General features: G+C 74.4%; 17 protein-coding genes. 15 read left to right on the forward strand and 2 right to left on the reverse strand.

Annotated elements, in window-relative coordinates:
- Positions 1–81: 81 nt before the first annotated feature.
- Entirely contained in the window at positions 82–1,497 is a 1,416-nt protein-coding gene (locus ACLQ2V_RS08175; protein WP_425717782.1) for a glycoside hydrolase family 43 protein, read from the reverse strand.
- Between the two features lie 414 nt (positions 1,498–1,911).
- Between ACLQ2V_RS08175 and ACLQ2V_RS08180 the strand changes: the two genes are divergently transcribed.
- From ACLQ2V_RS08180 to ACLQ2V_RS08190, 3 genes are read left to right on the forward strand one after another with little or no spacing between them, the layout of a single operon-like run.
- Entirely contained in the window at positions 1,912–2,388 is a 477-nt protein-coding gene (locus tag ACLQ2V_RS08180) for a hypothetical protein (protein WP_425717783.1), read from the forward strand.
- Between the two features lie 2 nt (positions 2,389–2,390).
- Positions 2,391–6,779, forward strand: a complete 4,389-nt coding sequence (gene eccCb, locus ACLQ2V_RS08185) for a type VII secretion protein EccCb (RefSeq protein ID WP_425717784.1) — start codon at positions 2,391–2,393, stop codon at positions 6,777–6,779.
- A gap of 32 nt (positions 6,780–6,811) precedes the next feature.
- Entirely contained in the window at positions 6,812–7,537 is a 726-nt protein-coding gene (locus ACLQ2V_RS08190; RefSeq protein ID WP_425717785.1) for a Clp protease N-terminal domain-containing protein, read from the forward strand.
- Positions 7,538–7,564: 27 nt separating this feature from the next.
- Here the strand turns inward: ACLQ2V_RS08190 and ACLQ2V_RS08195 are convergent, their stop codons facing one another.
- On the reverse strand, positions 7,565–8,113 hold the full coding sequence (locus tag ACLQ2V_RS08195) for a hypothetical protein (protein ID WP_425717786.1): 549 nt from the start codon (positions 8,111–8,113) through the stop codon (positions 7,565–7,567).
- Between the two features lie 58 nt (positions 8,114–8,171).
- Between ACLQ2V_RS08195 and ACLQ2V_RS08200 the strand changes: the two genes are divergently transcribed.
- The 12 genes from ACLQ2V_RS08200 to ACLQ2V_RS08255 all read left to right on the forward strand — a co-directional run bounded on the left by ACLQ2V_RS08200 (position 8,172) and on the right by ACLQ2V_RS08255 (position 21,615).
- Positions 8,172–8,345 carry a hypothetical protein gene (locus ACLQ2V_RS08200; protein ID WP_425717787.1) on the forward strand — a complete coding sequence of 58 codons (174 nt, stop codon included), beginning with the start codon at positions 8,172–8,174 and terminating at the stop codon, positions 8,343–8,345.
- 45 nt (positions 8,346–8,390) lie between these two features.
- The gene (locus ACLQ2V_RS08205; protein WP_425717788.1) at positions 8,391–9,434 is read left to right on the forward strand and encodes a hypothetical protein; all 1,044 of its coding nucleotides are present in this window, start codon (positions 8,391–8,393) and stop codon (positions 9,432–9,434) included.
- Positions 9,435–9,502: 68 nt separating this feature from the next.
- Positions 9,503–10,882, forward strand: coding sequence for a phosphomannomutase/phosphoglucomutase (locus ACLQ2V_RS08210; protein ID WP_425717789.1), 1,380 nt, complete (start codon positions 9,503–9,505; stop codon positions 10,880–10,882).
- Positions 10,883–10,942: 60 nt separating this feature from the next.
- The gene (locus ACLQ2V_RS08215) at positions 10,943–11,128 is read left to right on the forward strand and encodes a Trm112 family protein (RefSeq protein WP_425717790.1); all 186 of its coding nucleotides are present in this window, start codon (positions 10,943–10,945) and stop codon (positions 11,126–11,128) included.
- Positions 11,125–12,321, forward strand: a complete 1,197-nt coding sequence (locus tag ACLQ2V_RS08220) for an SIS domain-containing protein (protein ID WP_425717791.1) — start codon at positions 11,125–11,127, stop codon at positions 12,319–12,321. The genes ACLQ2V_RS08215 and ACLQ2V_RS08220 overlap by 4 nt, the downstream gene beginning before the upstream one ends.
- Positions 12,322–12,349: 28 nt before the next feature.
- A complete protein-coding gene (locus ACLQ2V_RS08225; protein ID WP_425717792.1) occupies positions 12,350–13,408 on the forward strand; it encodes a cation diffusion facilitator family transporter in 1,059 nt (352 codons plus the stop codon).
- A 2-nt stretch (positions 13,409–13,410) separates the two neighbouring features.
- Complete coding sequence (manA, locus tag ACLQ2V_RS08230; protein ID WP_425717793.1) at positions 13,411–14,571, forward strand: mannose-6-phosphate isomerase, class I; 1,161 nt, start codon at positions 13,411–13,413, stop codon at positions 14,569–14,571.
- 278 nt (positions 14,572–14,849) lie between these two features.
- Positions 14,850–16,340 carry an adenosylhomocysteinase gene (ahcY, locus tag ACLQ2V_RS08235; RefSeq protein WP_425717794.1) on the forward strand — a complete coding sequence of 497 codons (1,491 nt, stop codon included), beginning with the start codon at positions 14,850–14,852 and terminating at the stop codon, positions 16,338–16,340.
- 248 nt (positions 16,341–16,588) lie between these two features.
- A complete protein-coding gene (gene mtrA, locus ACLQ2V_RS08240) occupies positions 16,589–17,278 on the forward strand; it encodes an MtrAB system response regulator MtrA (RefSeq protein ID WP_425717795.1) in 690 nt (229 codons plus the stop codon).
- 88 nt (positions 17,279–17,366) lie between these two features.
- Complete coding sequence (mtrB, locus tag ACLQ2V_RS08245) at positions 17,367–19,043, forward strand: MtrAB system histidine kinase MtrB (RefSeq protein WP_425718311.1); 1,677 nt, start codon at positions 17,367–17,369, stop codon at positions 19,041–19,043.
- Positions 19,044–19,075: 32 nt separating this feature from the next.
- Positions 19,076–20,887 carry an LpqB family beta-propeller domain-containing protein gene (locus ACLQ2V_RS08250; RefSeq protein WP_425717796.1) on the forward strand — a complete coding sequence of 604 codons (1,812 nt, stop codon included), beginning with the start codon at positions 19,076–19,078 and terminating at the stop codon, positions 20,885–20,887.
- Positions 20,888–20,940: 53 nt separating this feature from the next.
- On the forward strand, positions 20,941–21,615 hold the full coding sequence (locus ACLQ2V_RS08255) for a ComF family protein (RefSeq protein ID WP_425718312.1): 675 nt from the start codon (positions 20,941–20,943) through the stop codon (positions 21,613–21,615).
- Positions 21,616–21,719: the final 104 nt, after the last annotated feature.

Here is a 21,719-nt window from a genome sequence, read left to right on the forward strand (position 1 = left end):
TGGGCGGTGTGGTGGGGGTGGCGGCCCGCCCCGACGGGTGGGGCGGGCCGCCGGGGCGGGTGGGGCGGGCCGCCGGGGCGGTCAGGCGGCGGGGGCCGCTGCCAGGCCGGAGCCGGCCTGGAACTGCCACCAGTTGACGTTGAACAGGTAGCCGCTGCCGCCGGTGAAGCGCAGGTACAGGTCGTGGGTGCCGGTCGCGCCGGTCACCGGGCAGGAGACGGTCTGCCAGTTCTGCCAGCCGCCGGTGCCGGGCACGGTGCAGGCGCCGACGCGGGTGCCGGTGGGGCTGTCCAGCCGTACCTCGAGGGTGCCGCCGCCGGCCGCCGAGGCGACCCGCGCGGCGAAGGAGGTCGCGCCGGCGCCGAAGGCCGCGCCCTTGACCTTGATGTAGTCGCCGTTCTCGATGTATCCGACGTCCATCCCGCCCTCGCTGGCGGGCTCGGTCTCGATGCCGGAGCCCCAGGCGATGGTCTCGGCCTCCTGGCGCCCGTACGGGTTCAGCGTGCCGATCTGCGGTGCGCCGCTGCTGGTCATGTTGATCGTCGGGATGGTGCCGTTGCTGTTGTAGCTGAACTTCTCCACGGCGACCGAGCGGGTGAAGCCGCCGCCGCCGGGCAGCGCGCCGTTGTGGTAGAAGAAGTACGACCCGCCGTTGAAGTCGATCACCCCGGCGTGGTTGGTGAAGCTGCCGCCCTGCCGGGGCATGATCGTGCCGCGGTAGGTCCAGGGCCCGGTCGGGCCGGGGGCCGTGGAGTAGGCGATGAACTCGGAGCAGCACTCCGCCGCGAAGACGTTGTAGTAGAGGCCGTTGCGCTTGTAGACCCAGGGCCCCTCCTCGTACAGGGTGGGCCGGTTCGCGTTGCCGTTGCGGGTGCCGAACCCGGCGGTGGTCAGCGGGATCTTGGTCGCGCTGCCGGAGTACGAGATCATGTCGGCGTTCAGCCTGACGTACCACAGATTGGGGTTGCCCCAGTACAGGTACGCCTGCCCGTCGTCGTCGACGAAGACGGTCGGGTCGATCTCGCCGTTGCCCACCAGGGGGCGGCCGATGGCGTCGCGGAACGGGCCGGTGGGGCTGTCGCTCACCGCCACCCCGATGGCCATCGAGTTGGTCGACTTGGCGGTCACCGGCACGTACCAGTAGAACTTGCCGTTGCGGGCGATGACCTGGCCGGCCCAGGCGTCGGCCTTGGCCCAGCTGAAGGTGGCGACGTTCAGCGGCGAGCCGTGGTCGGTCCAGTTGACCATGTCGGCGGACGACCAGACCCGCCATTCCTTCATGGTGAAGTAGGTGGAGCCGTCCTCGTCGTGTCCGGTGTAGAGGTAGACCCGGCTGTTGTGCACCAGCGGGGCCGGGTCGGCGGTGTAGATGTGCTGGACGATGGGGTTGTCGGCCTGCGCGGCGGTGGCGGGCAGCAGCGTGCAGGCCATGAGCAGGCTCACGAGCCAGGCGGCCGAGCGCCGCAGTCCGAGCAGCGGTGGCGATGCGGGTTTCACCAGTGCCTCCAGGGCGGTGGATGGGGGGTGACCGGCCGATCACGACCGGTCGGGACGCCGGTGGCGGATTCGCCGACCCGGGCGGAGCGGCGGCCCTGACCTGTGCCGGGTGTCGGTGCGGTGCGGTGCGTGGTCGTCACGGCGACGCGGACGGGTGCGCGCCGTGGCCCGGCGACGGGGAGTGCCGCCCGGTCGGCGTGGTGACGCGAAACGCCCGGCGGGGGCAGCCCGGAGGCCCGTCGGCGTTGCCCGTGCGTCGTGGCACCGGCCGGTGGAGAGTGGAGGAGTGCCCTTCGCCTCCGCGGCCGACGATAGCTGTTAGCGCTAACATAGACAACCCTGGACGTAGTGCGGCGGGTGGCGGGGATCGTGTTGAATGGGTGAGCCAGCCACTCGTCGTGCCGGGAGGTCCGCGTGTCCGAGTTCTTGCTGCTCGTGGAGCCCGCGACGGCGGTGCCCGCCGAGCGGGTCGACCGACTCACCGCCGGCCTCGCCGACGACCTGCGGTCCGTCCGGGGGCTGCGGGTCGCGCACGCCCAGTCGCCGACGGCCGCCCACGGCAAGTCGCAGCAGGCCTGGGAGCTGGGGATGCTGGTGGTCGGCGGCCTCTTCTCGGCCGCCACCATGCGGACGATCGCGGTGGTGGCGGTGGCCTACGCCGACCGGATCAAGGCGCGCTCGATCCGGCTGCGCCGGGGCGACCGCGAGCTGACGATCACCGGCACGACGAAGATCGACGATGCCCTCGTCGCCCAGGTCGCCGCGCTGCTGGCCGACCCCGCCCCGGCCGCCGACCCCGCCCCGGCCGCCGGCCCCGCCACGCTCGGCGGCGCGGCCCGGCGCGGCACGCTCCCGGCGGGGCCGAGCGACGGTGCCGCCGCCGGGGGCTGACGGTGGGACAGCGTCGCGCCCTGCTGATCGCCAACGACCGGTACGTCGACGAGTCGCTGAGCGACCTCTACGCCCCCCGCGAGGAGGCGCGCGACCTGCTGAGCCTGCTGGCCGACGCGGACATCGGGGCGTTCGACCAGACGGTGCTGCTGGAGAACGAGTCGAAGAGCTCGATCGAGCGCGCCATGGAGACGATGCTGCGCGCGGCCGGCCCGGAGGACCTGGTCCTGCTCTACTTCTCCGGCCACGGGGTGCGCAGCAGCAAGCGCGGCCGGTTGCACCTGGCGGTCGCGAACACGGAGGTGGAACACCTCTCCTCGACGGCGGTCTCAGCGTCGTTCGTCCGGGAACTGCTCGACGAGTCGGACGCGGCCAGCTCGGTGATCCTGCTCGACTGCTGCTACAGCGGCGCGTTCGAGGGGCAGGGCCTGAAGACCACCGACGACCTCGCCCTCGACGGCGAGCTGAAGACCGGCTACGGCCGGTACGTCGTCACCGCCACCAACTCCGTCGAGCGGGCCGACGACGGCCGGCCGGCGTCGGAAACCGCCCCCCGGCTGCGCTCGGCGTTCACCGAGACGGTCATCCAGGGCCTCAGCACCGGCGCGGCGGACCTCACCGGCCAGGGCCGGATCACCCCCGACGACCTGTGGCGGTACGTGCGGATGGAGCTGCCGAGGCGGGCGCCGTCACAGTCCCCGTGCCAGTTCGGCCAGGTCAGCGACGAGATCCACCTCGCCCTGTCCCGGGAGGGGCACCACCGTCAGCGGCAGCGCCGCGACCACCGCGACCTGCGCCTCGGTGACCTGCTCGGGCCGCTGGAGCCGACCGACGACGTCAAGCTCTGCGCCGTGGACTGGCGGCGGCGCGGGCTGCTGCGGGTGCCGGTCGGCCAGGCCCACCGCATCGACCAGCCGGCCGGCGAGCCGCTCTCGCTCGACCTCGCCTCCTCCGAGGGGCACCTGCTGGTGGTCGGGCGGGCCGGCACCGGCAAGACGACCCTGCTGCGCACCATCGTCGGCGGGCTGGCGCTGACCCACTCCGACCAGGAGGTGGCGTTCGACTGCCTGGAGTCCGGCGGAAACTGGCTGGGGCCGATGCGCCGGCTGCCACACGTGCGCGCGGTCGTCGGCGACGACGAGGTCGACGAGGTCCGGCTCCTGCTCGACCGGTTGGAGCGCGACGTGCTCGCCCGCAAGCAGCTCTTCCGCCGCCACGAGCTGGAGTCGCCCACGAGCCTGCGGGCCCGTCGCGGCGACCTGGACGGCGGGCCGTACCCGGACGTGTTCCTGGTGGTCGACCGCTGGCAGGACTTCGCCGCCCTGCTGCCCGACTTCACCGCCCGGGTGGTCGACCTGGCCAACAAGGGCCTGGGGTACGGCATCCACGTGGCCGTGGTCGAGCGGAGCTGGCGGGCGATCCCGGAGGAGCTGCTGGAGCTGCCGCAGGCCCGCGTCGAGACCCGGCTGTCCCAGCCGCAGGAGTCGCTGGTCAACCCCGACCTCGCGGCCCGGCTGCCGGCGAACCTGCCGGGCTGGGCGATCCATGGCCGACGCGCCTTCCGCATCGCGCTGCCCGACCTCGCGGTGAGCGACGCCGACCCCGAGCCGGAGCCCGCCGCCGGCGGCCCGGACGGGGCGGGCCTGATGATCTCGCTGATCGCGCAGGCCTGGTCGAACGCGGAGGAACCCGTCGAGACCGCAGCCCGCAGGGTGCCGTTCCAGGGGCGGCACGACGAGGCGCTGACCCTGCTGGGGCTGACGGACTTCGCCGAGCTGCGCGACTTCACCGGCCGGGACGAGCCGCTCGGCGCGGGCTTCCTGCGGGTGCCGCTCGGCCTGGACACCGACGGGGAGCCGGTGCTGCTGGACCTCAAGGAGTCCGCCCGCGACGGCGTGGGCCCGCACGGGCTGCTGGTCGGCGCGACCGGCTCCGGCAAGAGCGAGCTGCTGCGCGCCGTCGTGCTCGGGCTGGCGGCCCGGCACTCCGCCGACCGGTTCAACGTCATGATGATCGACTTCAAGGGCTGGTCGGTCTTCGGCCCGCTGGGCGACCTGCCGCACGTCGGTGGGCACGTCGGCAACATCGCCGAGGACCTCACCCTGCTCGACCGCCTCTCGGATGCGCTCGGCGGCGAGCTGGCCCGCCGGCAGGAGCTGCTGCGCCAGGCCGGCGGGCTGCCCGACTGGTGGGCGTATGAGCAGGCCCGGGCGGCCGGTGGCCCGCCGAGCGAGCTGCCGGTGCTGCCGGTGCTGCTGGTCGTCTGCGACGAGTTCACCGACCTGCTCGCCGCCCGGCCCGCGCTGACGGAGATCTTCGGCCGGATCGGCCGGATCGGCCGGGCGCTCGGGGTGCACCTGCTGCTGGCGACCAGCCGGGTGGAGGAGGACCGGCTGCGTGGGCTGGACCGGAGCCTGTCGTACCGGATCGTGCTGCGCACCTTCTCCGCCCCGGAGAGCCGAATGCTCATCGGCATGCCCGACGCGTACGGGCTGCCGCGCGCGCCGGGGCACGGCTTCCTGCGGACCGGCCCCGGCGACCCGGTCCGGTTCCGGGCGGCGTACGTCTCGGGAACGCTCGGCCTGCGGGCCAGCCACGGCGAGACCCCACCGCCGGAGCTGACCGGGCGTAGCGTGTTGGAGATCGTGGTGGACCGGCTGCGCGACGCCCAGCGCCGGGCGCGGCAGATCTGGCTTCCGCCGCTGGACGCCCCGCCCAGCCTGGACGAGCTGCTCGACGCGAACGAGGTGCGGTCGGGCGACGGGCCCGCGCCCCGGCCGCTGTACGCCCGCCCGGGGCGGCTGACCGTGCCGATCGGCCTGGTCGACCGGCCGTACGAGCAGCGCCGCGCCCCGCTGACCGTGGAGCTCGACGGGGCGGGCGGCAACGTCGGCGTGGTCGGCGCTCCGCTGGCCGGCAAGAGCACCCTGGTGGCCACCCTGGTCGCCGCCCTGGCGTTGACCCACACCCCCCGCGAGGCGCAGTTCTACTGCCTCGACTTCGGCGGCGGGACGTTGGGCGTGCTGACCGGGCTGCCGCACGTGTCGGGGGTGGCCGGGCGGCGCAACGCCGAGGCGGTGCGCCGGACCGTCGCCGAGGTGACGCGGACGCTGGCGCAGCGGGTGGCGCGGTTCGACACGTCCGGGATCGGGTCGATGGAGGAGTACCGGCGGCTGCGCACGGCCGGCGAGTTCCCCGAGGACCCGGCCGACGACGTCTTCCTGGTGGTGGACGGCTGGCACACGCTCCTGCGGGCGCACGAGGAGCTGGAGGAGGCGATCAGCGACGTCGCCCATCGGGGGCCGGCCCACGGCGTGCACCTGGTGCTGACCGCCGGCCGCTGGTTCGACATCCGGTCCCACCTGCGCGCCCAGCTCGGCACCCGGCTGGAACTGCGACTGACCGACCCGGACGAGTCGGAGATCGACCGGGGGGTCGCGACGAACGTCCCCGAGCGGTCTCCCGGGCGCGGCCTGACGCCCGACCAGGCGCACTTCCGGTCGGCGTTGCCCCGCCTCGACGGCCGGCACGGGGCGACCGACCTGGCCGAAACCGCAGCCGCGCTGGTGCAGCGGGTGGCCGCCGCGTGGCCGGAGGCGCCCGCGCCCCCCGTCCGGCTGCTGCCGTTGCGGCTGACGGTCACGGAGCTGGACCGGGCGTGGCCGCCGGGCGGGCCCGACCTGCCGATCGGGCTGGACGAGTCGGCCCTCGACCCGGTCGCGCTGGATCCGTTGACCGAGCCGCACCTGGTCGTCTTCGGCGACGCGGAGAGCGGCAAGACCAACCTGCTGCGCCTGTTGGCCCGGCAGATCGTGGCCGGGCACTCGCCGGTGGAGGCCCGCCTGGTGATCGCCGACTACCGCCGTGGCCTGCTCGGCGCGGTGGAGAGCGGGCACCTGCTCGACTACGCGCCCTCCGAGTCGTACCTCACCCAGACGATCGCGGAGGTCCGTACCGCGCTGCGCGAGCGCCTACCCGGGCCGGACGTCACCCCGGAGCAGTTGCGCGAGCGCAGCTGGTGGAAGGGGCCGGAGGTGTATCTGCTCGTCGACGACTACGACCTGGTGGCGGCGGGCGGGAACAACCCGCTGGGGGCGCTGCGGGAGTTGCTTCCGGTGGCCCGCGACGTGGGCCTGCACCTGGTGCTGGCGCGGCGCTCGAGCGGGGCGGGCCGGGCGCTCTACGAGCCGGTGTTGCAGAGCCTGCGCGAGATGGGCGCCGCCGGGCTGCTGATGTCCGGTGACCGCGAGGAGGGGCCGCTCTGGGGCGGGCTGCGGCTGCGGCCCCTGCCGCCGGGGCGGGGCTGGCTGGTCCGCCGCCGGCACGGGGCGCAGTTGATCCAGACGGCGCTGGTGGAGACCGAGGGCGAAAAGCCGTCAACCAAGGGTTGACGGAGGCGGGCGCGTCAACCTAGGGTTGACGCATGACGGAACCGATGCAACTTCCCGACACCATCCGACTCGACGACCTCATCGCGGGGATCAAGAAGGCCCACTCCGACGCGCTCGACCAGCTCGCCGGCGCGGTCGTGGTCGCCGACCACCTCGGCGACGTCGCCGACCACCTGGTCGGCCACTTCGTCGACCAGGCTCGCCGCTCCGGCGCGTCCTGGACCGACATCGGGCGCAGCATGGGGGTGAGCAAGCAGGCCGCGCAGAAGCGCTTCGTGCCCCGGGCGTCCACCGAGCCGACGACCGTCGACCCGCGGCGCGGGTTCGACAACTTCTCCCCCCGGGCCCGCAACGTGGTGATCGCGGCCCAGGAGGTGACCCGCGCCGCCGGCAACGCCGAGATCCGCCCCGAGCACCTGGTGCTCGGGTTGCTCCGCGAGCCCGACGGCCTCGCCGCGCGGGCCATCGTCGCCCAGGGCGTGCCGCTGGAGCGAATGCGCGACGCCGCCACCGCTGCCCTGCCCGCGCCGGCCGACGCGGTGCCCGCCCTGATCCCGTTCGACGCCGACACCAAGAAGGCCCTCGAACTGACCATGCGGGAGTCGCTGCGCCTCGGTCACCAGCACGTCGGCACCGAGCACATCCTGCTCGGCCTGCTGGAGCGGGAGAACGGCGACGGCCTGCTCGCCGGGCTCGGCCTGGACAAGGCCGCCACGGAGGCCGCCGTCGCCGAGGCCCTCGCCGCCTTCCAGGAGTGATCCCCCGCCCCGCTCCCGGCCCGCGGCTCAGGCCTCGGCGGGCCGGGCGGCGGGGTCGAGCGCGGCGGGGGGGAAGCCGTAGCGGGCGGCGTGCTCGGGGTCGGCCGGGTCGACCTGCCGCAGGCCGGCCTCGGCGAGCCGCTTGTTGACCTCGTCGAGTCGCTCGCGGACCAGCCGGGCCTCCTCCTCGGTGACCCGGCCCCGGTGCGGCCGCCCGGCGTGTTCGATGGTGCCGTAGTCCACCTTCTCGGCGGTCTTGCGCGCCTTCGGCGGGCGGACCCGCTCGGCGGTCCGCAGCAACTGGGCCATCGGGACGTCGGTGGCCATCGCGTCGAACTCGCTGGCGGTCAGCACCACCCGGCGGGGCTCGCCGCCGCCGTGCCGGTCGTGGATCTCCACCACCGCGACGTCCAGCGAGGCGTCGTCGATGCTCTCCACCTCGGCCGTGGTGGCGTCCAACCGCACGGGCCCGGCGACCAGGTCGGGGTGCTCCAGCACGACGACGCGGACCACCTCGTCGTCCGGCCGCAGTACGGTGCCGCTGAAGTCGGAGACGTGGATCGTCTTCTTGCCCATGCGCGGAACTTCTCCTGTCGCTGACCGGGATCTCGGACCACAGAAAGTTACCCGACAGGTGTGCGAAGGACCCGGCTGGACCGGGCCGGGTGTGTCGCCCGCCGACCACGCCGGCGGCGGTCCGGGCTGGGCTCCGGGGCTCTTCGTCTTCCGCGAGTTGCCCGCGCTGCTGGCCGCGCTGGAGCGGGCGACCCGCCAGACCGGCCGGCCGGCCCCCGCTTGGCCCCGGTAGTAGCCTGAGCCCGACCCACCCCGGGGGACGAGTGGCGAGGTGATCATGGCAGTACGTCGGCAGGCGAGCCGGTTGGCCGCGGTCTGCGTGATGCTGGGCGGCCTCACGGCCCTCGGGGCAGCGCCGGCCGTGGCCGCCGGCGACTCGGTGCGGGTGCGCGCCACCGACAGCTTCCGGCCGGGCGGCTCGCCGGGCGCGGTCACCGTGGCGGTGCGCAAGGGCACCGGGGGCTGCGCGGTCGTCCGCACCGGCCTGGGGCTACGGCTCGCCGGTCTCGCCGCGGAGCAGGTCTCCGTCGAGGTGGCCAGCGCCGGCCGCTGGGTGCCGGTCGCGGTCTCCGGCGGTGGCGGCGCGGTGGCCGTCAACCGGGTGACGCCGTCGAACCCGGCCCTGTGCAAGGGCAAGAGTCTCGCCGTGCGCTACCGGGTGGCGTTCCGCCCCGGTGCCCCCGGCGGCCGGCTGGAGGTGATCGGCGAGGCGACCAACGCGCGCGGCCGGGCCATCGGCCGGGACGCCACCGCCGCCCGGGTGGTGGGGCAGAGCAAGCGCCCGACCCCGTCGCCCACCCCGACGCGCCGGCCCACGCCGAGCCCGACCGTCGCCCCGACCGAGGGGGTACGCACCGACGACGCCCCGTTGGCCGCGGTCGCCGCCCAGGCCAGCACGGGCGGCACCCTCGCCGCCGCGGAGGACTCCGGCGGGCTGCCGGTGTTCATGCTGGTGGGCATCGGCTTGTTCGTGGTGGGCGCCGGCCTGATCGTGCTGCTGGTGCGCCGCTCCCGGGCGGACCGGGAACCGGCCGACGACGACCCGGGGGCGTACCGGCCGGTGCCGCGCAACCCGGGCGGCACCACGTACCGCTCCGGTGGTCAGCCGCCGGCCCCGCCCGCCAGCGGGGTGTACGGCCGACCCGCCGCGCCCGGCTCCGGCGCGGTGTACGGCGCCCGCCCCGGCCCGGCCGCGCCGCCGGGGGCCGGGGGATACGGGGGCGGCCCGCCCCGACCACCCGCTCCGGGGCCGGGCGGGCCCGGCCAGCCGCCCGCCGGTGGTGGCGACGCCACGACGATCATGCCCCGCCTGCCCGACTGAGGCGGGGCGCGACGGGGCGCTCCGATACGCTCAGGTGCGTTGACCACCTGCGGCGAGGAGCGAGCCCCGTGTCTGATCTGTCCCGGATCGTGAAGGCGTACGACGTCCGGGGGACCGTTCCCGACCAGTGGGACGAGCGGGCGGCCGAGGCGTTGGGCGTCGCCTTCGGCCAGGTGCTGCGCGCCTTCGGCGAGCCGGGCGACGCGGTGGTGATCGGGCACGACATGCGGGCCAGCGGGCCGGGCCTGGCCGCGGCGTTCGCCGCCGGGGTCGCCGCCGAGGGGCGGTCGGTCATCGAGCTGGGCCTCGCCTCCACCGACATGCTCTACTACGCCTCCGGCATCCTCGGGCTGCCCGGGGCGATGTTCACCGCCAGCCACAACCCGGCCCGCTACAACGGCATCAAGATGTGCCTGTCGGGGGCCCGCCCCGTCGGCCAGGACAGCGGCCTGGCCGAGATCCGCGACCGGGCGCAGGCGCTGCTCGACTCCGGCGCGGCGCGGCTGCGGGCCGACGCGCCGACCGAGCGGCGCGACCTGCGCCCGCAGTACGCGGCGCACCTGCGCACGCTGGTCGACCTGGCCGGCATCCGGCCGCTGAAGGTGGTGGTGGACGCCGGTAACGGGATGGGGGGCTGGACGGTGCCGAGCGTGCTCGGCGACGCCGTGCTGCCGGCGCTGCCGCTGGAGATCGTGCCGCTCTACTTCGAGCTGGACGGCACCTTCCCCAACCACGAGGCCAACCCGCTGGACCCGGCGAACCTGGTCGACCTGCAGCGGGCGGTCCGCGAGCACGACGCCGACCTGGGGCTGGCGTTCGACGGCGACGCCGACCGCTGCTTCGTCGTCGACGAGCGCGGCGAGGCGGTCTCCCCGTCGGCGATCACCGCGCTGGTGGCGGTCCGCGAGCTGGCCCGGCACCCCGGGTCCACGGTGATCCACAACCCGATCACCTCCCGCGCCGTGCCGGAGATCATCGCCGAGCACGGCGGCAAGCCGGTGGTGGCCCGGGTCGGGCACTCCTTCATCAAGGCCGAGATGGCCCGGACCAACGCCGTCTTCGGCGGCGAGCACTCCGCCCACTACTACTTCCGGGACTTCTGGTTCGCCGACACCGGCATGCTGGCCGCCATGCACACCCTGGCGGCGCTCGGCGAGCAGGGGCTGCCGCTCTCCGAGCTGACCTCGAAGTACGAGCGCTACGTCGCCTCCGGGGAAATCAACTCCACGGTGGCCGACCAGGCGGCGAAGGTGGCCGAGGTGCGGGCCGCGTACCCGCAGGCGACGGCCGAGGAGCTGGACGGGCTCACCCTGAGCTTCCCCGACGGCGCCTGGTTCAACCTGCGTGCCAGCAACACGGAGCCGCTGCTGCGGCTCAACGTCGAGGCGCCGACCGAGGAGCGAATGATCTCACTCCGCGACGAGGTGCTCGACCGGGTTCGCCGATAAGATCCCCTGCGCAGGTCGGCACCGCCGGCCGCCGCTACGCACCGTGGAAGGAGCCGAACCATGGCCCTGGACCCGCAGTTGCTCGAGATCCTCGCCTGTCCCGACACACACCACGCCCCACTCGACTACGACGCCGCGGCGCAGACCCTGACCTGCGTCGAGTGTGGCCGGATCTTCGAGGTGCGCGACGACGTGCCGGTGCTCCTGCTCGACGAGGCGCGCGGCGGACCCGCGCAACAGCGATGATGGAGGGCACGGCCGGGGTCAGCGGCCGCCGCCACGCCGACGAGGCACTGCTGGACGACCCGGCCGCCCTCGCCGAGCTCGACCCCGGCGGGATGCTCCGCTTCACCGCCTCCGCCGGCGCCCAGGTGCGCGAGTCCGCCGCCCTGGCCGCCGAGGCCAACCTCGCCGTGCTCGCCGACGACGGCCGCCCCCGGGCGGTCGTCATCGCCGGCATCGGCACGGCCGGTCGCACCGGCGACGTGCTGGCCACGGTCGCCGGCCCCCGCTGCCCCGTGCCGGTCATCGCGCACCGCAGCGCGGGCGTGCCCGGCTGGGTGGGTGCCGCCGACGTGGTGATCGCGGTCAGCGCCTCCGGCCGCAGCCCCGAGGCGCTCGGCGCCGCCGAGGCCGCGCACCGCCGGGGCGCCCGGCTGGTCGCCGTCGGCGCCCCCGACTCGCAACTGCAGTCGGTGGCGGAGCGCGCCCGCGCGCCGTTCATCCCGGTGCCCCGCCGCGCCCCGGCCAGGGCCAGCCTCTGGGCGCTCACCGTGCCGGTTCTGCTGGCCGCCCGTACGCTCGGGCTGGTGAAGGTCAACGAGGCGGACCTGGCCGAGACGGCGGCGCGGCTCGACGCGGACGCCGACCGGTGCCGCCCGACCGCCGAGTCGTTCGTCAACCCGGCGAAGTCGCTGGCGCTGGCGCTGGCCGGGTCGATCCCGATCGTCTGGGGATCGTCGCCGCTGGCCACCGTGGCGGCCCGCCGCTTCGGCGACACCCTGTCGGCCAACGCCCGCTACCCGGTGGTCAGCGGGGCGCTCGGCGAGGCCGGCCGGGGTCGGGTCGGCCTGCTCGACGGCGTCTTCGGCGGGCTGGCCGAGGGGGAGCGGGACATCTTCGCCGACCCGGGGGCCACCGAGACGGAGGGCACCCGGCTGCGGCTGGTGCTGCTGCGCGACGGCGGGCTCAACGCCGAGGACGACGCCGACGAGCCGCTCGCGGTCGAGGAGCGCCGGGCGGACGCCGTGCAGACCCTCGCCGAGCGTCGCGGGGTGCGCTGCGACGTGGTCACCGCCGAGGGCGGCTCGGCGCTGGAGCGGCTGGCCTCCCTGGTCGCGGTGCCGGACTTCGCCGCCGTCTACCTCGCCCTGGCCCACGGACTGGACCCGATGGCGGTTCCGGCCATCACGGAAATGAAGGAGCTGGCGAACCAGTGAACACGCGCGCCATCGAACGGGGAACAGTGTGAGCGCCAACGGCGGTACGAAGGCCATTCTCGCGGCACTGCTGGCGAACGTCGGGATCGCGGTCACCAAGTTCATCGCGTTCATGCTGACCGGCTCCTCGTCGATGTTGGCCGAGTCGATCCACTCCGTGGCCGACTCCGGCAACCAGGGCCTGCTGCTGCTCGGTGGCCGGCGGGCCAAGCGGGCGGCCACCCCCCAGCACCCCTTCGGGTACGGCCGTGAGCGCTACATCTACGCGTTCATCGTCTCGATCGTGCTGTTCAGCGTCGGCGGTCTCTTCGCGCTCTACGAGGCGTGGCACAAGGCCTCCGACCCGCACCCGATCGACAGTTGGCAGTGGGTGCCGGTGCTGGTGCTGGTGGCGGCGATCGTGATGGAGGGCTTCTCCTTCCGGACCGCGATCGTGGAGTCCAACCACACCCGGGGCAACCAGTCCTGGGTGCACTTCATCCGCCGCTCCAAGGCCCCGGAGCTGCCGGTGGTGCTGCTGGAGGACTTCGGCGCGCTGGTCGGTCTGGTCCTCGCCCTCTTCGGCGTCGGAATGACGCTGATCACCGGCAACGGCATCTGGGACGCGGCCGGCACCGCCATGATCGGCGTGCTGCTGGTGATCATCGCGATCGTCCTGGCGATCGAGACCAAGAGCCTGCTGCTCGGCGAGGGCGCCGAGGCGAAGGACGTGGCCGCGATCGAGCGGGCGGTCGTCGCCGGGCCCGAGGTCGAGCGGATCATCCACATGAAGACGCTCTACCTGGGCCCGGAGGAGCTGCTGGTGGCCGCGAAGATCGCGGTGCCGCCGTGCGAGAGCGCCGAGGCGCTGGCTCGGGGGATCAACGCCGTCGAGGTGCGGATCAGGCAGGCCGTCCCGGTCGCCCGGGTGATCTACCTGGAGCCGGACATCTTCTCGGTCGCGGCCGAGCGGGCCGGCACCGGCGCCGCCGCGCCCACGGCGGTCGTGGAGGCCGGATCGCCGACGGCGGTGTCGCCCACGGCGGACCCGGGCGCGGCGGCCCACCCGACGGCGGGCGCGGACGGCGAGAGCCGCGTCAGGAGCTGAGCGTGGAACCGCTGGACGGGGCGATCCGCGACTACGCCTGGGGTTCGCGCTCGGCGCTCGCGCACTTGCAGGGGCGGCCCACGCCCAGCGCCGGGCCGGAGGCCGAGCTCTGGCTGGGCGCTCACCCGGGCGCCCCGGCCACGGTGCGGCGCGACGGCGAGCCGGTGAGCCTGGCCGACCTGGTGGCCGCCGATCCCGGGCGGTGGCTCGGCGCGCGGGTCGTCGAGCGCTTCGGCGTCCGGCTGCCGTTCCTGCTCAAGGTCCTCGCTGCGGAATCTCCGCTGAGCCTGCAGGCGCACCCGGACGCGGCGCAGGCCCGCGCCGGGCACGCGGCCGACGCGCAGCGCCCCGCCGCGGAGCGCAACTACGCCGACCCGCACCACAAGCCGGAACTGCTGGTGGCGCTGTCGCCGTTCGAGGCGCTCTGCGGGTTCCGCGACCCGGCGGAGTCGGCCGGGGCGCTGGCGGCGTTCGGCGTACCGGCGCTGGAGCCGGTGGTGGCGGCGCTGCGGGGCGGCACGACGGGGCTGGCCGAGGCGGTCCGGCTGCTGCTGAGCTGGCCGCAGGCCGAGCGGTCCGCACTGGTGGCGGCGGTGGTGGCGGCGGACGTCGCCGGGCCCGACGCGGAGCTGGCCCGGTCCCTGGCCGCCGACTACCCCGGCGACCCGGGGGTGCTGGTGGCGCTGCTGCTCCACCACGTCCGGCTCGCGCCCGGCGAGGCGATCTGGATGCCGGCCGGCAACCTGCACGCCTACCTGCGCGGGCTGGGCGTGGAGGTGATGGCGGCCAGTGACAACGTGCTGCGCGGGGGGCTGACCCCCAAGCGGGTCGACGTCGACGAGTTGCTGCGGGTGCTCCGCTTCGAGGTGCTGGAGGACCCGCTGGTGGCCCCGCAGGAAGTGGCGGCCGGCGTGCTCCGCTGGCCGGTGCCCGTCGACGACTTCGCGCTGCATCGGGTGACGGTCGCGGGCGGCGTGCCGGTGCGGCTGGCGGTGCCGGGGCCCCGGGTGGTGCTCTGCCGGGCCGGGCGGCTCTCGGTTGACGACGGCCGGGGCGCGGTGGCGCTCGCGCCGGGGCAGGCGGCGGTCGGCGCGGCCGAGGCCGGCCCGTTGGTGCTGGCCGGCGCGGGTGAGGCGTACGTCGCCACCGCCGGACTCGACTGAGCCGTCACCCGTTCGGGGAAAGGCGGGCCGCAGCCTCCCGCCACATATCCGAAATTTCCGGAATGGCTTGACTTTCTGGTGTCGCGTCGTAAACATATGAGTACGCAGCGTCATCGCGACGAAGGTCCGAGAGCGCGCGGGGAACCAAACCGGGGGGATGCACGGGGCGGCCGAGCGTGGACGGGAAGACCGTTCACGACCGACCGCCCCGTGCGCTGTCGGCCCCGCGCGTAAGATGGAGGGTCGCGCAGCACTCCGTTCGTCCGACAGGAGCTTTCATGACCAGCACCCTCCCGGCCGCCACCAGCGGCGAGGCCCGGCCGAGCAGTCTCGCCGAGGGCGACTTCAAGGTGGCGGATCTGTCGCTCGCCGAGTTCGGCCGCAAGGAGATCCAGCTCGCCGAGCACGAGATGCCGGGCCTGATGGCGATTCGCCGCGAGTTCGCCGCGGCGCAGCCGCTGGCCGGGGCGCGGATCACCGGCTCGCTGCACATGACGATCCAGACCGCCGTGCTGATCGAGACCCTGGCCGCGCTCGGCGCGCAGGTCCGCTGGGCCTCGTGCAACATCTTCTCGACCCAGGACCACGCCGCCGCCGCGATCGTCGTCGGCTCCGAGGGCACCCCCGAGGCCCCGGCCGGCGTCCCGGTCTACGCCTGGAAGGGCGAGAGCCTCCAGGAATACTGGTGGTGCACCGAGCAGGCGCTGGCGTGGCCCGACGGCGAGGGCCCCAACATGATCCTCGACGACGGCGGCGACGCCACCCTGCTCGTGCACAAGGGCGTCGAGTTCGAGAAGGCCGGCGTGGTCCCGCCGGTCGAGTCCGCCGACTCCGAGGAGTACGCGGTCATCCTGGAGGTGCTGCACCGCTCCCTGGCCTCCGACGCCCAGCGCTGGACCCGGATCGCCGCCGGCATCAGGGGCGTGACCGAGGAGACCACCACCGGCGTGCACCGGCTCTACGAGATGCACCGCAACGGCACCCTGCTCTTCCCGGCCATCAACGTCAACGACTCGGTGACCAAGAGCAAGTTCGACAACAAGTACGGCTGCCGCCACTCGCTGATCGACGGCATCAACCGGGCCACCGACGTGCTGATCGGCGGCAAGATGGCCGTCGTGCTCGGCTACGGCGACGTGGGCAAGGGCTGCGCCGAGTCGCTGCGCGGCCAGGGTGCCCGGGTCGTGGTGACCGAGGTCGACCCGATCTGCGCCCTCCAGGCGGCGATGGACGGCTACCAGGTCGCCACCCTGGACGACGTGGTCGAGCAGGCCGACATCTTCGTCACCGCCACCGGCTGCTACGACGTGATCACCAACGAGCACATGGCCCGGATGAAGCACCAGGCCATCGTCGGCAACATCGGCCACTTCGACAACGAGATCGACATGGCCGGCCTGGCCAAGCGCTCGGACGTCGAGCGGGTCAACATCAAGCCCCAGGTCGACCTCTGGAAGTTCGCCGACGGGCACGCCATCATCGTGCTCTCCGAGGGCCGCCTGCTGAACCTGGGCAACGCCACCGGGCACCCGAGCTTCGTGATGTCGAACTCGTTCGCCAACCAGACGATCGCCCAGATCGAGCTCTTCACCAAGACCGAGGAGTACCCGGTCGGCGTCTACGTGCTGCCCAAGCACCTGGACGAGAAGGTGGCCCGGCTGCACCTGGGCGCGCTCGGCGCGAAGCTGAGCACGCTGACCAAGGAGCAGGCCGCCTACCTCGGCATCTCTCCGGAGGGCCCGTTCAAGCCCGAGCACTACCGCTACTGACCCGTCGACAGGGACCGGGGCCGCGAGCGCGGGCCCGGTCCCTCGCCCGTGGGCAGCCGACCGGTGACCCCCCGTCGGCTGCCCGTGGCCGATCGTGGTGACGAGATCCCCACGCCAGGGGATGCGGAGGACGGGTTTGCGGCAGTACCGTGCCGGATGACGCCGATCCCGGTGGCCGACGACCCGTCGGCGCTGGCCAGGGCGACGCCGATTCCTCCGAGACGAACGGGGATGGAAGTATCAATCCCATGAGAGCCCGGGTACTGGTGGTCGACGACGACCCCGCGCTTGCCGAGATGCTCGGCATCGTCCTGCGCAGCGACGGCTTCCTGCCCTCGTTCGTCGCCGACGGGGAGCGGGCGCTGGCGGCGTTCCGCGAGAGCCGACCGGACATCGTCCTACTCGACCTGATGCTGCCCGGCATGAGCGGCATCGACGTGGCACGGGCGATCCGGGCCGAGTCCGGCGTGCCGATCGTGATGCTCACCGCCAAGAGCGACACGGTCGACATCGTGCTGGGGCTGGAGTCCGGCGCGGACGACTACGTGGTCAAGCCGTTCAAGCCCAAGGAGTTGGTGGCCCGGATGCGGGCCCGGCTGCGCCGCGGCGAGGACGTGGCGCCGGAGCTGCTGACCATCGGGCCGCCCGGCAACCAGATCAGCATCGACGTGCCGGCGCACACCGTCAGCCGCAACGGCGAGGAGGTGAAGCTGACGCCGCTCGAGTTCGACCTGCTGGTCGCGCTCGCCCGTAAGCCGCGTCAGGTGTTCACCCGCGAGGTGCTGCTGGAGCAGGTCTGGGGTTACCGGCACGCCGCCGACACCCGGCTGGTCAACGTGCACGTGCAGCGGCTGCGGGCCAAGATCGAGCCGGACCCGGAGCGCCCGGAGATCATCCTGACGGTCCGGGGCGTCGGCTACAAGGCCGGCACCGGATAGCCTGGGTCACGCTGTGACCACCTCCCCGACCTCCGGTCGCGCCCCCGTCACCGCCCGGCCACCCGCCGCGCGGGAGCTGTGGCGCGTCCTGAGCGGTCGGGCGGCGCGGCTGGTCTCGGGCCTGCACCAGACCTGGCGCCGCTCGCTGCAGGTCCGGGTGGTCAGCATCACCCTGGCGACCTCCAGCCTGCTCGTCGGCGGGTTCGCGTACCTCATCGCCGACAAGATCACCACCATCCTGGTGGAGAACGCCGAGACCGACGTGCGGGCGCGGGTGAGCAGCGGCAGCGACTACGCGGCGAAGCAGTTCAGCCTCTACAGCCAGCCGCAGGAGGCCCAGCTGCAGGACACCATCGACGGCACGGTCAACTACCTGGCCGGCGGCGACCCGCAGCAGACCAGCGGGGTGGTGGTCGGGATCGTCGCCGACGGCTACACCGGGATCATCGAGCCGCGCTTCTCCCCGGACGTCGAGGTCCGGTCGCTGCTCAGCCGGGAGCTGCGGGCCGCGGTCGCCGGGGGCAGCATCGCCAGCCAGATCCGCACCGGCCGGCTGGCCGACGGCCCCACCAAATACCTGGTGTACGGCTCGCCGGTGCCGACCCGCTTCGGCCAGGTGGAGCTGTACTACCTCGTCCCGCTGACCCGGCAGGACGCCACCGCGGCGGACGCCCGCGCCACCGTGGTGGCCACGGGGGCGGCGCTGGTGCTCCTGCTCGGCCTGCTGGCCGCCCTGGTCACCCGGCTGGTGGTGACGCCCGTGCGGGTCGCCGCCCGCACGGCCCAGCGGCTCTCCGCCGGCCTGCTCGACCAGCGGATGGTGGTCGACGGGGAGGACGACCTGGCGCTGCTGGCCGCCTCGTTCAACCAGATGGCGACCAACCTGCAACGGCAGATCCTCCGGCTGGAGGAGATGTCGCGGTTGCAGCGCCGGTTCACCTCCGACGTCTCCCACGAGCTGCGCACCCCGCTGACCACGGTCCGGATGGCCGCCGACCTGATCTTCGCCGAGCGCGACGAGTTCGACCCGGCGGTGGCCCGCAGCGCCGAGCTGCTCCAGGCCGAGCTGGACCGCTTCGAGGAACTGCTCACCGACCTGCTGGAGATCAGCCGCTTCGACGCCGGGTTCGCCATGCTGGACGCCGAGCCCACCGACCTGGTGCCGGTGGTGCACCGGGTCGCCGACCGGCTCGCCGGGTTGGCGCAGCGGGTCGGGGTGACCATCGAGCTGGACGTGCCCGACGCCCCGGTGATCGCCGAGGTGGACCCGCGCCGGGTCGAGCGGGTGCTGCGCAACCTGGTCGGCAACGCCGTCGAGCACGGCGAGGCCCAACCCGTCCTGATCACCCTGCGGCACGACCAGACGGCGGTCGCGGTCACCGTCCGCGATCACGGGGTGGGGCTGCGGCCCGGCGAGGAGAAGCTGGTCTTCAACCGGTTCTGGCGGGCCGATCCGTCCCGCGCCCGGCAGACCGGGGGGACCGGCCTCGGTCTCTCCATCAGCCTCGAGGACGCCCGGCTGCACGGCGGCTGGCTGGAGGCCTGGGGCGCTCCGGGCCAGGGCGCCCAGTTCCGGCTCACCCTGCCCGCGCGGGCCGGCGACCGGCTGACCGGCTCCCCGCTGCGCCTGGTCCCCGCCGACGCCGCCCCGCCCTTCGGCGGCCCCCGCAGCGGCGGGCCGCTGGCCATCGGACCGGGCAGCGAGGGCGCGCTGGCCGTCGGCCCGGCGCCAATCGTTGCCGACCGGGCCGAGGTGAGCTCGTGACGTCCCGCCGACGACCGCGCGGAGCTGCCGTCGTGACGCCGCGCCGCCGACTCGCCGCCGCCCTCGCCGGGGCGCTCCTGCTCGCCGGGGCGACCGGCTGCGGCATCCCGAATGAGTCCGAGGTCAAGGTCGACGGGCAGGTGGCCGCCGGCAAGTCGGGCTCGTCGAGTTTCCAGCGGGACGAGCCGCCGAGCCAGAAGGCCAGCGGCACCGACCGGATCACCTTCGTGACGAACTTCCTCGCGGCGGCGGCGGGCGAGGCGGACCGGGCCTACTACCGGGTCAAGCAGTTCGTCGCCCCCGACGGGCGCAGCCAGATCCAGGAGAAGCAGCCCTCCGAGGTGGCCCTGACCGTGGTGCGGCTGCGCGAGACCCCGGTGATCACCGAGACCACCGACGGCATCCAGGTCACCATCCGGGTGCAGCAGGTCGGCCTGCTGCGCGCCGACGGCACGCTGGTCCCGCCGGTGGCCACCGAGTCGGAGTACCGGTTCAGGCTCAGCGCCGCCCAGGAGGACAAGCCGGACGCCGGGTGGTACGTCACCGACCCGCCGCCGAACGTCCTGCTGGTCAGCGACGACGCGCTGCGCCGGTACTACCGGACCCACCCGGTCTACTTCTGGAACTCCGACCGCACCCGGCTGGTGCCCGACCAGCGCTACCTGCCGCTGACCGTGCCGGACGAGCGGCGCGTCACCGAGGTGGTGAAGTGGCTCACCGCCGGGCCGCCGGAGTGGCTGGAGCCGGGTGCCGGCCGGCTGCCCGACGGCACCCGACTGATCAACAACGCGACCGAGACCGACGGGCAGTGGGAGGTCAACCTCGACATGCCCGTCGACGCGGACGACAAGCGGGTCGAGCAGTTCGTCGACCAGCTCGCCTGGTCGCTGCCCGAGCTGGACGGCGCGTTGGAGCTGAAGATCCACAACCAGTCCCGCAAGAAGGTCTCCGACCTCGCCGCGCACCGTGAGGCCCGCCCGGCGTACCCGCTGACGGCCGATCCGCAGCGGTTCTGCGTCTACGACGGGGCGATCCACCCGCTCAACTTCCCCGGCGAGGCCAGCGGCCCGGTGCCGGTCATCCAGGCCGTCAACCGGGGCGTCGTCTCGGCCGGGCTCAGCCGGACCGCCGACGGCCTGCTGGCGGCCCTGGTGACCGCCGGGCCGGACGGCCGCCGCCGGCTCACGGTCGGCGCGGGCGCGGTGCCGGTCAGCGTCTTCCAGCAGAGCCCCCGGTCGTACGCCTCGATGGGGCGGCCGGTCTGGCTGCGCTCGCTCAGCCCGGACCGCCCGCAGGGGCTGGTGGTGGCCGAGGGCCGGCTGCACCGCTTCGACGGCACCGCCCAGCTCCGGCCGGTGCCGCTGACCGCCCAGGGCGCGGTGACGGCGGTGGCGCTCTCCCTGGACGGGCACCGCCTCGCGGCGATCGTCGGCGGCGCGCTCTACGTCGCGGCGGTCAACCTCAACGGCGGGGTGGTCTCCGTGGGCCCGGCCCGCCGGCTGGCCACCTCGCTGACCGACCTCTCCGCCGTGGACTGGGCGGGGGAGAACATCCTGGACCTGGCCGGCTCGGTGGGCCGGCCGGCGATCTACGAGATCAGCGTGGACGGCGCGCTGGAGACGGCGCTGCGCAAGGACGTCGGCGCCCGGGTCAGCCACCTGTCGGCGTACCCGGTCAACCTGGTGGTGCCGTTCTCCAACGCCAACCTGATGTACGAGGCGAACGGGGTCGCGTACCGCAACAACCTGTTCGACACGATCAAGCGGGACCAGGTGTTGGAGGTCACCCCGCCGCAGGACGGGGCGCGGGCCGGCAACCCCACCGCCCCCTTCTTCCTCTACTGACGGCGGGCGCGGTGCGCGGCGTCGGCGGGCTCTGGGCGGACCTCACCGACCTGGTGCTGCCGACGGGGTGCGCCGGCTGCCGGGAGCGGGCGGCGGCCACCCGGCACGGGTTCTGCCCCGGCTGCGTGGCGGCGCTGGAGGCGCTGCGCCCCGGCCCCGTACGCCCGACCCCGGCCCCGGCCGGGCTGCCGCCCTGCGTCGCGCTCGGCCCGTACGGCGGGGTGCTGCGGGAGGCGCTGCTGGCGTACAAGGAGCGGGGCCGGCACGGGCTGGCCCGGCCGCTGGGCGGGCTGCTGGCGGAGGTGGTGGCCGAGGCGGTGGGCGGGCCCCGGCCGGTGCTGCTGGTCCCGGTGCCGGACACGGCGGCGGCGGCCCGCGCCCGCTACGGCGACCACCTGGGCCGGCTCGCCCGGCACGCGGCGGTGCGGCTGCGCCGCGCCGGCTGGCCGGTACGGGTGTCCCGGCCGCTGCGGGCCTCGCCCCGGCCGGACTCGACCACCCTGGACCAGGCGGCCCGCGCGCGGGCCGCCCAGGGCGCCTTCCGGGCCCGCCCCGGGGCCGCCGGGCGGCCCCGCCCCGGGGCGGCGACGCCGGTGGTCGTGCTCCTCGACGACATCGTGACCACCGGGGTCACCCTGGCCGCCGCCGCCCGGGTGCTGCGCGGGGCCGGCCTGCCGCCCACCGTCGCCGCCGTGCTGGCGGCGACGCGGAAACGCCACCGGTCGTAACCGGTCGTGCCGCTTTTTTTCCCGTGCGTTAACGGCCTGTGAGAAACCTGAAGCTTTGCGCGGCGGGGGTGACTCGGAGGCGCGCAGGGGTTAGCGTTTTCTTG

The sequence above is a fragment of the Micromonospora sp. DT233 genome (assembly GCF_049841815.1).
GTDB lineage: Bacteria > Actinomycetota > Actinomycetes > Mycobacteriales > Micromonosporaceae > Micromonospora.

Excerpts from the sequence above, each read along its gene's own strand:
- mtrA (WP_425717795.1), top strand. The coding sequence starts at position 16,589 with ATGAGAGCCCGGGTACTGGTGGTCGACGACGACCCCGCGCTTGCCGAG.
- ACLQ2V_RS08205 (WP_425717788.1), top strand. The coding sequence starts at position 8,391 with ATGGCAGTACGTCGGCAGGCGAGCCGGTTGGCCGCGGTCTGCGTGATG.
- ACLQ2V_RS08195 (WP_425717786.1), bottom strand. The coding sequence starts at position 8,113 with ATGGGCAAGAAGACGATCCACGTCTCCGACTTCAGCGGCACCGTACTG.
- ACLQ2V_RS08220 (WP_425717791.1), top strand. The coding sequence starts at position 11,125 with ATGATGGAGGGCACGGCCGGGGTCAGCGGCCGCCGCCACGCCGACGAG.
- ACLQ2V_RS08190 (WP_425717785.1), top strand. The coding sequence starts at position 6,812 with ATGACGGAACCGATGCAACTTCCCGACACCATCCGACTCGACGACCTC.
- ACLQ2V_RS08215 (WP_425717790.1), top strand. The coding sequence starts at position 10,943 with ATGGCCCTGGACCCGCAGTTGCTCGAGATCCTCGCCTGTCCCGACACA.
- ahcY (WP_425717794.1), top strand. The coding sequence starts at position 14,850 with ATGACCAGCACCCTCCCGGCCGCCACCAGCGGCGAGGCCCGGCCGAGC.